This is a genomic window from Methyloligella solikamskensis, from assembly GCF_042676065.1.
GTDB lineage: Bacteria > Pseudomonadota > Alphaproteobacteria > Rhizobiales > Methyloligellaceae > Methyloligella > Methyloligella solikamskensis.
On sequence record NZ_JBHTJO010000001.1, the window covers coordinates 455,236 to 468,103 of the forward strand.

General features: G+C 63.7%; 13 protein-coding genes. 2 read left to right on the plus strand and 11 right to left on the minus strand.

Features of this window, described 5'->3' with window-relative positions; all coding sequences use genetic code 11:
* Positions 1-48: 48 nt before the first annotated feature.
* The 5 genes from sucD to zapE form a co-directional block, all read right to left on the minus strand.
* Positions 49-927, minus strand: coding sequence for a succinate--CoA ligase subunit alpha (sucD, locus tag ACFQ2F_RS02215; protein WP_379085062.1), 879 nt, complete (start codon positions 925-927; stop codon positions 49-51).
* Complete coding sequence (locus tag ACFQ2F_RS02220; protein WP_379085065.1) at positions 924-1,802, minus strand: class I SAM-dependent methyltransferase; 879 nt, start codon at positions 1,800-1,802, stop codon at positions 924-926. The genes sucD and ACFQ2F_RS02220 overlap by 4 nt, the downstream gene beginning before the upstream one ends.
* Complete coding sequence (gene sucC, locus ACFQ2F_RS02225; RefSeq protein ID WP_379085069.1) at positions 1,799-2,965, minus strand: ADP-forming succinate--CoA ligase subunit beta; 1,167 nt, start codon at positions 2,963-2,965, stop codon at positions 1,799-1,801. The genes ACFQ2F_RS02220 and sucC overlap by 4 nt, the downstream gene beginning before the upstream one ends.
* A 163-nt stretch (positions 2,966-3,128) precedes the next feature.
* Positions 3,129-4,097: a malate dehydrogenase gene (gene mdh / locus ACFQ2F_RS02230; RefSeq protein ID WP_379085071.1), complete on the minus strand. Its 969-nt coding sequence runs from the start codon at positions 4,095-4,097 to the stop codon at positions 3,129-3,131.
* A 103-nt stretch (positions 4,098-4,200) separates the two neighbouring features.
* Positions 4,201-5,331: a cell division protein ZapE gene (gene zapE, locus ACFQ2F_RS02235; RefSeq protein ID WP_379085074.1), complete on the minus strand. Its 1,131-nt coding sequence runs from the start codon at positions 5,329-5,331 to the stop codon at positions 4,201-4,203.
* Between the two features lie 359 nt (positions 5,332-5,690).
* Here zapE and ACFQ2F_RS02240 point away from each other — a divergent pair, with 359 nt between their 5' ends.
* The gene (locus ACFQ2F_RS02240; protein WP_379085076.1) at positions 5,691-7,124 is read left to right on the plus strand and encodes a DUF1254 domain-containing protein; all 1,434 of its coding nucleotides are present in this window, start codon (positions 5,691-5,693) and stop codon (positions 7,122-7,124) included.
* Between the two features lie 178 nt (positions 7,125-7,302).
* On the opposite strand, the gene ACFQ2F_RS02245 is transcribed toward ACFQ2F_RS02240, so the two are convergent.
* Together ACFQ2F_RS02245 and ACFQ2F_RS02250 are read right to left on the minus strand one after the other, a co-directional pair.
* Positions 7,303-7,770: a cupin domain-containing protein gene (locus ACFQ2F_RS02245; protein ID WP_379085079.1), complete on the minus strand. Its 468-nt coding sequence runs from the start codon at positions 7,768-7,770 to the stop codon at positions 7,303-7,305.
* Positions 7,767-8,744: a cobalamin-binding protein gene (locus ACFQ2F_RS02250; protein WP_379085082.1), complete on the minus strand. Its 978-nt coding sequence runs from the start codon at positions 8,742-8,744 to the stop codon at positions 7,767-7,769. The genes ACFQ2F_RS02245 and ACFQ2F_RS02250 overlap by 4 nt, the downstream gene beginning before the upstream one ends.
* 144 nt (positions 8,745-8,888) lie before the next feature.
* Between ACFQ2F_RS02250 and ACFQ2F_RS02255 the strand changes: the two genes are divergently transcribed.
* Positions 8,889-9,302, plus strand: a complete 414-nt coding sequence (locus tag ACFQ2F_RS02255; RefSeq protein WP_379085085.1) for a hypothetical protein — start codon at positions 8,889-8,891, stop codon at positions 9,300-9,302.
* A 3-nt stretch (positions 9,303-9,305) separates the two neighbouring features.
* Here ACFQ2F_RS02255 and ACFQ2F_RS02260 read toward each other — a convergent pair whose 3' ends face one another.
* Genes ACFQ2F_RS02260 through sdhC form a run of 4 tightly spaced genes read right to left on the minus strand, consistent with a single transcriptional unit; the run spans position 9,306 to position 12,713 of the window.
* Positions 9,306-10,097, minus strand: coding sequence for a succinate dehydrogenase iron-sulfur subunit (locus ACFQ2F_RS02260; RefSeq protein ID WP_379085088.1), 792 nt, complete (start codon positions 10,095-10,097; stop codon positions 9,306-9,308).
* Complete coding sequence (gene sdhA / locus ACFQ2F_RS02265) at positions 10,097-11,923, minus strand: succinate dehydrogenase flavoprotein subunit (protein ID WP_379085091.1); 1,827 nt, start codon at positions 11,921-11,923, stop codon at positions 10,097-10,099. Before sdhA ends, ACFQ2F_RS02260 begins: the two co-directional genes overlap by 1 nt.
* A gap of 4 nt (positions 11,924-11,927) precedes the next feature.
* Positions 11,928-12,302 (minus strand): succinate dehydrogenase, hydrophobic membrane anchor protein, encoded by a 375-nt coding sequence (gene sdhD, locus ACFQ2F_RS02270; protein WP_379085094.1) that lies wholly within the window; start codon positions 12,300-12,302, stop codon positions 11,928-11,930.
* Between the two features lie 3 nt (positions 12,303-12,305).
* Positions 12,306-12,713 (minus strand): succinate dehydrogenase, cytochrome b556 subunit, encoded by a 408-nt coding sequence (gene sdhC / locus ACFQ2F_RS02275; RefSeq protein WP_379085097.1) that lies wholly within the window; start codon positions 12,711-12,713, stop codon positions 12,306-12,308.
* Positions 12,714-12,868 lie beyond the last annotated feature (155 nt).

The window sequence follows — 12,868 nt, forward strand, 5'->3', positions numbered from 1 at the left end:
GTGCTGTCCGGCTGCAGGCACGATTGTGCACTGCACAGTTATGTTAGCTCATGCACCATTTAATACCTTCAAGAGGGTGCTTCCAAGGGCCGCAGGCGATTCAGACACGGTAATTCCTGCCGCCTCCATGGCGGCGACCTTGTCCTTGGCCGCACCCTTGCCGCCGGAGATCACCGCGCCGGCGTGACCCATACGGCGGCCGGGCGGTGCGGAGGCGCCGGCGATGAAGCCGACGGTCGGCTTCTTGGTCTTCGCCTCGGCGAGATAGGCCGCGGCCTCTTCCTCAGCAGATCCGCCGATTTCGCCAATCATGATAATGGCTTCGGTGGCCTCATCCTCCAGGAAGAGCTCCAGGCAGTCGATGAAGTTCGTACCATTTACGGGATCGCCGCCGATGCCAATGCAGGTCGACTGGCCGAGGCCGGCCGCCGTGGTCTGGGCCACCGCCTCGTAGGTGAGGGTGCCAGACCGCGACACTATGCCCACCTTACCGGGGCGATGGATGTGGCCGGGCATGATGCCGATCTTGCACTGGTCCGGGGTGATGACGCCCGGGCAGTTGGGTCCGATGAGGCGGGATTTGGTGCCGCAGAGCGCGCGCTTCACCTTCACCATGTCGAGCACCGGGATGCCTTCGGTGATGCAGACGATGAGCGGGACCTCGGCGTCGATGGCCTCGAGGATCGCGTCGGCCGCGAAAGGCGGCGGCACGTAGATCACGGACGCGTTGGCGCCGGTCTCGGCGACAGCCTCCTGGACGGTGTCGAAGACGGGCAGGCCGACATGGGTCGTGCCGCCTTTGCCGGGGGTTACGCCGCCGACCATCTTGGTCCCGTATTCGATGGCCTGCTCGGTGTGGAAGGTGCCCTGGGCGCCGGTGAGGCCCTGGCAGATAACGCGGGTGGATTTGTCGACGAGAACGCTCATGCAGCAGCTTTTTTGATGTTGGGATCCCGTTCGAGGATCGCGTTGATGTTGTCGTCCAGAGGCAGGCGGATTGGATTGAGCAGGGTCATCTTGAGCCCGCAATCGGCCGCCATGGCCTTGAGCGAGGTAGGCGTGAAATAGTTCACGTGGTCGGGGTGCCGGAAACCGCACCATTTGCCGCCACGCAGATGGCGGTTCACGCTGGCGAAGTTCGGCACGCGGATGAAGATCGCGCCTTCGGGCTTTAGAACGCGAACGGCCTCCTGCAGCAGCGCCTTGGGCTGCTTCTCGTGCTCCAGGAAGGAGCGCAGCAGGATCGCCTCGAAATGCTCGTCCGGAAACTGCTTTACGCCTTCGACAGCAGGCGCATGGACGGCATAGCCGCCGCGGGCGCGCATGCGCTTGTCGGCTTCCGCCGCGAGCCCTTCGGAAATCTCGATGCCGAACGGCACGAACGTGTCAGGCAGGCGCCGGCCTTCGCCGCAGCCCACGTCCAGCACATGGCCGCCGGGATAGCGGCCGGCGATGTAGTCGAGCAGGTTCTTCCGCATCAGGGAGAGGCGCCAGCGGGTGGCGCGATCCAACCACATCAGCGCCGGGCTTTGGGTCTTGCGGCGCTTTTTCTCCGCCGCGCGCGTCTTCTCCCAGGCGTAGTCCTTGGAGAGAGCCTCGTAATCCGGCGGGTTCTTCAGATAGACGAAGCCGCAATCGACGCATTCCACGACCGCCCAGGGCGGGGCGGAATAGGCCTCCAGGGGCTCGAACGCCTGGGTGCAGCAATGGGGGCAGGCGCGGGTCGCCGGCGGCGCGGCGCGCACGCCCTCGTCAGTCGCGGATGTCTCAGTCGCGGATGTCCTGGCGAGCGCAGCGCTCATTTGCCCTCCACGGCGGCGACGATCTTCTTGGCGGCGTCTTCCAGGTCATCGGCGGCGATGATGTCGAGGCCGGAGCCTGCAAGCAGCTCCTTGCCCTTCTCGACATTGGTGCCTTCCAGACGGACGACCAGGGGCACGGCGATGTTGGTCTCCTTCGCCGCGGCGATGATGCCCTCGGCGATGACGTCGCAGCGCATGATGCCGCCGAAGATATTGACCAGGATGCCCTTCACGTTCTCGTCGGAGAGGATGATCTTGAAGGCCTCGGTCACCTTCTCCTTGGTGGCGCCGCCGCCGACATCGAGGAAGTTGGCGGGCTCGCGGCCGTAGAGCTTGATGATGTCCATGGTGGACATGGCCAGGCCGGCGCCGTTCACCATGCAGCCAATATCGCCGTCGAGCTTCACGTAGGAGAGATCGTATTTGGAGGCTTCGACCTCGGCCGGGTCCTCCTCGTGGATGTCGCGCAGCTCGGCGATGTCCTTGTGGCGGAAGAGCGCGTTGTCGTCGAAGCTCATCTTGGCGTCGAGACAGCGGAGCTGGTCGTCCTCGGTGACCACCAGCGGATTGATCTCGATGAGGCTGCAATCCTTCGCCAGGAACAGCTTGTACAGTGCACCGATCAGCTTGCCGCACTGCTTGGCGAGATCGCCTTCGAGCTTGAGGGCCTTGGCCACCTTTCGGCCATGGAAGGGCTGAAGTCCGCTCGCTGGGTCGACGCTGAAGGTCAGGATCTTCTCTGGCGTCTCGGCGGCGACAGTCTCGATATCCATGCCGCCTTCGGTGGAGGCGACGAAGGCGACGCGCCCGTCGGCCCGGTCCACCAGCATGGAGAGATAGAGCTCGCGGGCGATGGGCGAGCCTTCCTCGACATAGATCTTGCGGACCAGCCGGCCTTCGGGACCGGTCTGGGGGGTGACCAGGGTCATGCCCAGCATGCGGTCGGCTTCCGCTTTGATCTCGTCGACGGTCTTGACCAGCTTCACGCCGCCGCCCTTGCCGCGGCCGCCGGCATGGATCTGGGCCTTCACCACATAGGTGTCGGTCTCAAGATGCTTCACCGCCTCGGCGGCTTCTTCCGGCGTGGTGGCGACATGGCCGTTTGCGGTGGGAGCGCCGAATTCCTTCAACAGCGCCTTGGCCTGATATTCGTGCAGATTCATCGGGGCGGGCTACTCGCTGGCAGTTGGTTTCTTATTGGCACCGGTTTCTGGCATCGACGATGAGCAACCGCAAGGCTACGCGCTCGCGATGACAGAAGCTTGCCTCTCGGCGCCGGGCTCGTCGCTTAAGACTTATCGCGCTTTCTGAGACTTTCCGAGGCTCTTACGATTTGCCGAGGTTCGGGGCGATCTTTTGACACGCCTCGACCAGGGTTTTGACCGAGTCCACGGATTTCGTGAACTCACTCTTCTCGGCGCTCGTGAGATCCAGCTCGACGATGCGGTCGATACCCTTGGCGCTGATGACCGCCGGAACGCCCGCATAGAGCCCCTTGATGCCGTACTCGCCGTTCAGATAGGCGGCGCAAGGCAGCATGCGCTTCTGGTCCTTCAGGTAGGATTCGGCCATGGAGAGCGCCGAGACGGCGGGCGCATAGAAGGCGGAGCCGGTCTTGAGCAGGCCGACGATCTCCGCCCCGCCGTCGCGGGTGCGCTGAACGATCTCGTCCAGGCGCTTCTGGGTGATCCAGCGCATCTTCACCAGATCGGGCAGCGGGATGCCGCCGATGGTGGAATAGCGGGTGAGCGGCACCATGGTGTCGCCGTGGCCGCCAAGAACCAGCGCGGTGACGTCCTTCACCGAGACGTCGAACTCCTCGGAGAGGAAATAGCGGAAGCGGGCGGCATCGAGCACGCCGGCCATGCCGACCACCTTGTGATGGGGCAGGCCGGAGGCTGTCTGAAGCGCCCAGACCATGGCATCGAGCGGATTGGTGACGCAGATGACGAAGGCGTCGGGCGCGTATTTGCGAAGCCCTGCGCCCACCTGCTCCATGACCTTGAGATTGATCTCCAGGAGATCGTCGCGGCTCATGCCGGGCTTGCGCGGTACGCCGGCGGTGACGATCACCACATCGGCGCCCTCGATGGCGGCGTATTCATTGGCGCCGACGAGCTTGGAGCCATAGCCCTCGACGGGCGAGGATTCGGCGATATCGAGCGCCTTGCCTTGCGGCACGCCTTCGACCACGTCGAAAAGAACGACCTCGCCGAGTTCCTTGATGGCTGAAAGATGCGCCAGCGTCCCACCGATCTGTCCAGACCCGATGAGCGCAATCCGACTACGTGGCATATGACCCCCCAAAACACGTGACAGCGGGCCAGTTTAATCGAGTGCCGTGCGATAGCAACTCTTGGGAGTATCGGAGGGGCGCGGACCGTCGACTGCCCGGGTTTCAGCCGTTTTCCGCGGGCTGATCCTCGGTGGTTTTCGCTTCCAGCTCGGCGTGGCGCTGCTTCAGATAGTCGACGGAGCGCATCTCCATGAGGCGTGAGGCGGTGCGGGCGAAGCCGTCCGGATTGTGGCCCTGGTAGAGATCGTCGGGGCTGGCTTCGGCGGAGGCGATGAGGCCGACGCCGTTGTCGTAAAGCGCATCCACCAGGGTGGTGAGGCGGCGGGCCACGTTCTGCTGCTCCGGCCCCAGCACTGGAATGCCGTCCACGATGACCGTGTGATAGCTGTGGGCGATGCGCTGATAGTCCTGAGGCCCCAGCGGCTTTTCGCAAAGATCGCCGAAGGGGAAGCGGGCCACGCCCAGGGCGGCCTTGGGCACTCGGATATGGCGGCCCTTCACGGTCAGGGTCTCCTCTTCGCCGTCCTCGCGGCCGGTCAGCTTCTGCCAGCTTTGATCGAGGGAGGCTTTGGCAGCGTCGTCCACCGGCGTCAGATAGAGGTCGGCGCCCGCCAGGCGCTCCAGCCGGTAGTCCTTCTCCGATTCCAGCGCCTGCACCTCCATACGCTTCTGGATGAGGTCGATGAAGGGCAGGAAGAGCTGGCGGTTCAGGCCGCCCTTGTAGAGGTCCTTGGGCGGCGTGTTGGAGGTGGCGACGATGGTGACGTCCTTTTCGAAGAGCGTCCGGAAAAGGCGGCCCACCACCATGGCGTCGGCGATATCGGTGATCTCCAGCTCGTCGAGGCATAGCAGGGTGAGGTCCTGGGCGAGCTCGGTTGCGGCGGCGCGGACGGCCTGCTGCTCGGTGCGCTTGCGGGCTTCCTCGATGGCGTCGTGGGCCTCGCTCATGAATTCTTGAAAATGCACCCTCCGCTTCTGCTTGCTCTTCACGGTCTGGAAGAAGAGGTTCATGAGCATGGTCTTGCCGCGGCCGACCGGTCCCCAGATGTAAAGGCCGGGGATGGGGTCGGGCTTTTTGGCGAAGGGATTGAGGCGGTCGATCAGTCCGGGCTCCGGCCGGCTCTTTAGCCGCTCCTGCAAGGATTGCAGGGCGCTCGCGGCCTTCTCCTGCGCGGGATCGAAATCGATCTCGCCGCTTTCCACCAGGGCTTCGTAGTTCTTTTTCACGGTCATGATCTGTGTCTCGTCCCCCGGCGACAGCCCTCCTGGCGCCACTATGGCAACAGGAGGCTAAGGACTTCTCAAGCGCAACGGGACACGACCACGCAGAACCGCGTGGCCTGCAATTCGCAGTAGCAAGTCCGCAACCTCGGCGCGATACGTTCCGAATTCCACGATGCCGGCGTCCTCCGGCCGCCCGAAAATCCCCCAAAAGAGGTCGCACGGTGGACTGGGACGAGACGTCCGCCCGCCACGTTGCGGGATGCTCAGCCCATCATTGCTGGGTTGCCCGTCGTGGGCCCGAGCGACAGATCCTCGTTCCGATGGATTCTAGCCGCCGGCCTTCAGGCCGGTGCAACGGAGTACATATTATGAAACGCGCTATTTTTGCATTGGGTCTGATTGCGGTCCTGGCCGGGTTCTCCGGCGCAGCCCTCTCAGAGCCATCCAAGATTACCAAGGAAGAGGCCCATCAGATCGGGGTCGACGCCTATCTCTATTTCTATCCGCTGATCACCATGGACCTGACGCGGCTGCAGTCGCTGAACCTGCCGCCCGACGAGGGACTCAGCGGCCCGCCGAACAAGTTCTTCAATATGCCGGCCTTCCCGCCCGCCGATATGCGCCAAGTGGTGCGGGCTAATTTCGATACGCTCTACTCCTCCGCCTGGCTCGACCTGACCGATGGGCCCGTGGTGATCTCCGTGCCGGATACGGACGGGCGCTACTATCTGCTGCCGATGCTGGATATGTGGACCGACGTGATCGCTTCCCCCGGCGCGCGCACGACCGGAACGAAGGCTGGAACCTTCCTGATCACGCCGCCCGATTGGCGGCCGGAGCTGAAGGACGACTTTGCCAAGGAATTGGGGTTGCCGGAGGGGACGCAGCGGATCACCGCCTCGACCCCCTGGCTTTGGGTGATCGGACGCACCAAGACCGACGGGCCTGCCGACTATCCCGCGGTGCATAAGATCCAGGCCGGATACAAGATCACGCCGCTTGCCGATTGGGGTAAGGACGTGCCGGCGCCGGACTGGAAGCGCGATCCGTCGTACGATTCGAAGACGCCGCCGAAGCTCCAGATCGATTCCATGGAGGCCGATAAGTACTTTTCCTATGCCGCGGAGCTTCTGAAGGAGCACCCGCCCCACTTCACCGACCAGCCGATCATCGCCCGCATGAAGCGGATCGGCATCGAGCCTGGCAAGAGCTTCGACCTGGAGAGCGCGCCGGAAGCGGTTCAGGCCGGGCTGAAAGATGCGCCGAAAGACGCTCAGGCTCTGATGGCTTGGAAGTTCCCGACCATTGGTCGGGTCGCCAACAACTGGTCGATGAACACCGATACTGTGGGTGTCTACGGCAACTACTATCTGAAGCGCGCGATCATGACCCAGCAGGGGCTCGGCGCGAACGTGCCGCAGGATGCCATCTATCCGTTGAGCCTCGGCGACAAGGACGGCAACTCCCTGGACGGAAGCAAGAACAACTATCGCATCCATTTCCCGAAGGGAGAGCTTCCGCCGGTGGAAGCGTTCTGGTCGGTCACGCTCTATGACGACCAGGGCTTCCCGGTGCCCAACAGCCTCAACCGGTTTGCTTTGAGCAGCTGGATGGACATGAAGAAGAATGCCGACGGCTCGCTCGACCTGCTGATTCAGAAAGAAAAGCCCGACGGCGAGATGGAGGCGAACTGGCTTCCGGCGCCCAAAGCGCCGTTCACGCTCACGATGCGGCTCTACGCGCCGGATTCCGCCGCTTTGACGGGAGAATGGAATCCCCCGCCCATTGAGGTGAACAAGTAGTCCTGGATTAGGTGGGCCGCCGGGACAACTGCTCCGGTGGCCGTCTCCTTCGAGGCATGGACGCGGGCCGAAGAGTACGGCGACGCCGTGCATGGACGTCATCCTGAGGTGCACGCCAAAGGCGTGCCTCGAAGGGCGTCCATGCCACCTCCAGGATGACGGAGCAGGTGCGCTGCCGCTACCGGTCCACCTCTTCCACCAGGGGCGCATCCTTGGGCTTGATGCGGATGACGTAGAGCTTGGCCGCATCGATGGCGTGCTCGTTTAGCCCACGATGGACGGCGTTGGGATCGAGATGGAAGACGTCGCCGGTCTTCAGTTCAGTCCTCTCGGTGGCTTTGCCTTCGGTCTCAACCTCCACGGTGAAGGGGCCATCGACCACATAGACGATCTCCTGGGCATCCGGGTGGATGTGCCAGGGGAGCGTGGTTTGGGCTGGGATCGTGTAAAGCTGGGCCTTCACCTCTTCGTCCGGATCGCTCGCCAGATCCTCGGTCAGCAGGTCTTCGGCCGTCGTGCTCTGCTCATAGGCGGAAGCACCTTCGCCGGACTTCATATCGCGCGCGAAAGCCGGCCCTGTGACGCAGAGACTCGCCGCAAGCAGGGCGAGGGCCGGAAGCGTGGTGCGGAGGAGGAGCGTCCTCATGCGGCTGAGCTTGCAGTCTGGACGGGGCTTCCGGAATAGTGGACCCAGCCCTTGCCTTCGAAGCTCGGCGGGAAAAGATCGGGGTGGAGGATCTCCGCCAGGATCTGCAGGCTTTCCACCACGCGCGGCCCGGGGCGGTTGAAATACTGGTTGCCGTCGGCGACGAAGACCTTGTTCTCGCGGACGGCCTTCAAATCGTGCCAGCCGGGACGCTGCTCCAGGCTCGGCATTTCCTCCAGGGTGCGTTCGATATCGAAGCCGCAAGGGTGGACGAAGATCACGTCCGGGTCCTGCTTCACGATATCGTCCCACTCGACCCAGGGAGATGGCTCGCCCGGCTTGGCGAGAAAATCGATGCCGTTCGCCATCTCGACCAGCTCGGGCATCCAGTTGCCGCCGCCCATGAGGGGATCGACCCATTCGATCATGGCGACGTGCGGCGTGGCTTCCGCCTTGGCGGTGAGTCCGGAAAGCCATGTCATGCGATCCCTGGCGTTTTCGATAAGCCGCTCGCCAGCGTCGACATCGCCGATGGCCTTGGCCACCTTTCGGATATCCGACCAGATGTCGTCGAGGCTGTCGGGGTGGAGCGAGACCACCTCGGCGCCCTGCTTGGCGAATTGGCAGACGGCGTCCTCGACATCGGAGAGGCTGACGGCGCAGACCTCGCAATGGTCCTGGGTCACGATCACGTCGGGATCGAGCTTCTCCAGAGCGTCGGCGTCGACGCGGTAGACGGACAGGCCCTCCTGGACGATGGCCTTCACCCGCTGGTCGATATCGTAGCTGGTGCCGTCGATGGGGAATTTGGCCTCGGTGAGCTGGGGGAGCTGAAGCACGTCTTCCGGGTAATCGCATTCATGGGAGCGGCCGACGAGACGGTCGCGGGCGCCGAGCGCGCAGATAATCTCCGTGGCAGATGCGATCAGCGAGACGATGCGATCGGGTTTGGCGTTTGGTGCAGCTTCGGACATGGGCGTAGGATAGCCTCCTCATATGCGATTTGGCGAGACGGCGTTTGATGCCCAACTGAGAGCGTATCCGTCCGGCCATCGTGTCGCGGCCGGTGCCTTTGCACGGCCACGATTTCGGCGCGATGGGTTGAGAGAAGGGCCGCCATGACGACCAAGCCTTGCATTTTGGCCTTCGGGGCCGCTTTGGCCGGCGCTGTCAGCCTTGCCGGCTGCACCCATCCGCTTGATTCCTACGAGCGGCTCACGGCACCGGATCTCACCAAACCCTATATCGGCCGCACGAAGGCGCAGATCGTCTCCTGCGCGGGCGAGCCCCATAGCAGCATTTCGAAGCCCGGGGGCGAGATCCTGATTTATCGCTATAGCGGGGCCGGTCCGGTGCCGGGCGGCACGCCGAAGGACTGGAGCTGTTCCGCCAGCATGATGTTCAGCGGCGACCGGCTGCAAGAGATCAGCTACGCGCCGAAGGACGTGGAAAGCCCCTATACGGAGAACGGCAAGAAAAAGCCGAACCTGCCGAGCTGCACCTTCAGCCTGCCGCGCTGCTCTGGCGCTTAAACGCTACTCTCCCCGCTCCACCATCAGCGCCCGGATCGAGGCGATGGATTTGGCCGGGTTCAGGCCCTTGGGGCAGGACTTGGTGCAGTTCAGGATCGTCCGGCAGCGATAGAGCTTGAACGGATCTTCCAGATCGTCCAGGCGCTCGCCGGTATGCTCGTCCCGGCTGTCGTTGATCCAGCGATAGGCCTGGAGCAGCGTGGCGGGGCCGAGATATTTGTCGCCGTTCCACCAATAGGACGGGCAGGACGTGGTGCAGCAGGCGCACAGGATGCACTCGTAGAGTCCGTCGAGTTCCTCGCGCTCCTCGCGGCTCTGGGTCCATTCCTTGCCCGGCGTCGGGCTGTCGGTCTGGAGCCAGGGCTCCACGGAGCGGTGCTGGGCGTAGAAATGGGTCAGATCCGGCACCAGGTCCTTCACTACCGGCATGTGGGGCAGGGGATAGACGGCGATCAGGTTATGGCGCGCATCGTCCGCATGCATGGTGCAGGCAAGAGTGTTGGTGCCGTCGATATTCATGGAGCATGAGCCGCACACGCCCTCACGGCAGGAGCGGCGGAAGGTCAGAGTGGAATCGACGTTGTTTTTGATCCAGAGCAGGGCGTCGAGAACCATCGGCCCGCAATCGTGCGTGTCCACCCAATAGGTGTCGACGCGCGGGTTTTCTTCGGTGTCGGGATCGTAGCGATAGACCTTGTATTCGCGCCAGCGGCCCTCTTCGGCGTCCTTGGGCGGCGGATTCCAGGCCTTGCCCTTCTTGATCTTGGAGTTCTTGGGAAGCGTCAGCTGGACCATTAGTAGACCCGCTCTTTGGGCTCGATATAAGCGATCTCGTTGGACAGAGTGTAGCTGTGCACCGGGCGATAGCCGAGCTTCACCTCGTGCGTTTCAAAGTCGCCCCAGGCAAGCGTGTGCTTCATCCAATTCTCGTCGTCGCGCTTGGGGTAGTCCTCGCGGGCATGCGCCCCACGGCTTTCCTCTCGGTTCAGCGCGCCGTTCACGGTGACGGCGGCCTGGCAGACGAGGTTGTCGAACTCCAGGGTCTCGATGAGATCGGTGTTCCAGACCAGGGACCGGTCGGTGACCTTCACGTTCTTGGCCTCTTCCCAGATCTCTTTGATGCCGTCGACGCCCTGCTGGAGCGTCTCCTCGGTGCGGAAGACGGCGCAGTCGTTCTGCATGGTCTTCTGCATCTTGAGGCGGAGCTGGGCGGTCGGGATGTCGCCGTCGGCGTAGCGAAGCCGGTCGAGGCGCTCGATGGCGTTTTGGCCCGCATCCTTCGGAAGGTCCGGCATGGAGGCGCCGTCGCCGGCGAGCTCCGCACAGCGCTGGGCCGCGGCCCGGCCGAACACCACCAGGTCGATGAGCGAGTTGGAGCCGAGGCGGTTGGCGCCATGCACCGACGTGCAAGCGGCCTCGCCCACGGCCATCAGCCCCGGCATCAGGGCATCCGGATCGTCCTCGGTGGGGCGGATCACCTCGCCGAACATGTTCGTGGGGATGCCGCCCATGTTGTAGTGGACCGTCGGGAGCACCGGAATCGGCTCGCGGGTCACATCGACGCCGGAGAAGATGCGGGCGGATTCGGAGATGCCGGGCAGGCGCTCGGCCAGCATCTTGGGCTCCAGATGACTCAGATTGAGGAACACGTGCTCCTTGTTGGGCCCGCCCCCGCGGCCCTCGCGGATCTCGATGGTGATGGCGCGGGAGACCACGTCGCGGGACGCGAGGTCCTTGGCGGTCGGCGCATAGCGCTCCATGAAGCGCTCGCCCTCGCCATTGGTGAGGAAGCCGCCCTCGCCGCGGGCACCCTCGGTGATCAGCACGCCCGCGCCATAGACGCCGGTCGGGTGGAACTGGACGAACTCCATGTCCTGAAGCGGCAGGCCGGCGCGCAGCACCATGGCATTGCCGTCGCCGGTGCAGATATGAGCCGAGGTGCAGGAGAAGAAGGCGCGTCCATAGCCGCCGGTCGCCAGAATCACCTGCTTGGCCTGATAGCGGTGCAAGGTGCCGTCCTGGAGGTCGAGGGCCACCACGCCGCGGCAGACACCCTCGTCGTCCATGATCAGGTCGATGGCGAAATACTCGATGAAGAAATCCGCCGAGTGGCGCAGGGCCTGGCCATACATGGTGTGCAGCATGGCGTGGCCGGTGCGGTCGGCCGCCGCGCAGGTGCGCATGGCCTGGCCTTTGCCGAAATCTATGCTCATGCCGCCGAAGGCGCGCTGCAGGATGGTGCCGTTATCGGTGCGGGAGAACGGCATGCCCCAATGCTCGAGCTCATAGACGGCCTGGGGCGCATGCTTGCAGAGGTATTCGATGGCGTCCTGGTCGCCGAGCCAGTCCGACCCCTTCACCGTGTCGTACATGTGCCAGCGCCAGTCGTCCTCGTGCATGTTGCCCAGAGACGCGGCGATGCCCCCTTGGGCGGCCACGGTGTGAGAGCGGGTCGGGAAGACCTTGGTGATACAGGCGGTGCGCAGGCCGGCTTCGGAGCAGCCGACCACGGCGCGCAGACCCGCGCCGCCGGCGCCGATCACCACCACATCGTATTTGTGGTCGACGAGGGGATAGGCGCGGCCGTTCACGGAAGGCGCGTTGGGGCTCTGGTCGTTCATACGGTTAGCTCCCCAGGCTGATCTTGATGATGGCGAGGGCCGAAGCCAGGCCGACGCCGATGGCGAAGAAGCCGGTCAGGAACAGCATGGTCATGCGGATCCAGTCGCCATGAATATAGTCTTCTACGATCTCCTTGAGCCCAATGCGTAAATGGAGCGTTGCGGAGAGCATGAGGCCCAGCATCAGCACGGCCACGATGGGGTTGGCGAGATAGGCCCGCACCTCCTCGTAGGGGCTGCCGATATGGAGCAGGATCGAGAAGATTAGGAACAGGACGAGCGGAATGTTGGCCACCGCCGTGAGGCGCTGGCGCCAAAAAGTCTCCGGGCCCTTGTGGGCCGCGCCCAGTCCGCGGGCTTGCGCTAGCGGGGTTGGCATCTTCTAGAACGATCCTTTCAGCCAGACGCCGCAGATCCAAAGCGCCAGATTGAGCACCGTGGAGCCGACGATGGTCGCCCAGGCGAGAAATTCGATGCTGGGCTTGTCCAGCATATGGAGCGTGTCCCAGATCAAATGACGTACGCCGCCCAGCATGTGGTGGATCAGCGCCCAGGTGAACAGGAACAGCAGGATCTGGCCCGGGATGCTGCCGTAAAAGGCGTTCACCGTCGCATAGGCCTGCGGTCCCGTGCTCACCGCGATGAGCCACCAGGCGAGCAGGGCAAAGCCCACCGCCAAAGCCGCGCCGGAAACCCGGTGGGCCATGGACATCATCATGGTGAGCATCGGCCGGTAAACCTGAAGATGCGGCGATAGCGGCCGCTCTATCTCTGTCCTGCCGTCGCTCATATGCTCAAATTTTGAATTTCCCAGAGACTCAGTCTTATCGCACGCTTCGCAGTGCGGCAATCATGCTGCTCTGCGCCACGTGGTAGCGGCAAAGGTCTCGCGCTAGACACGAAAAAGCCCCGGCCATGAAGCCGGGGCTTTCGCAAATTGCCTTG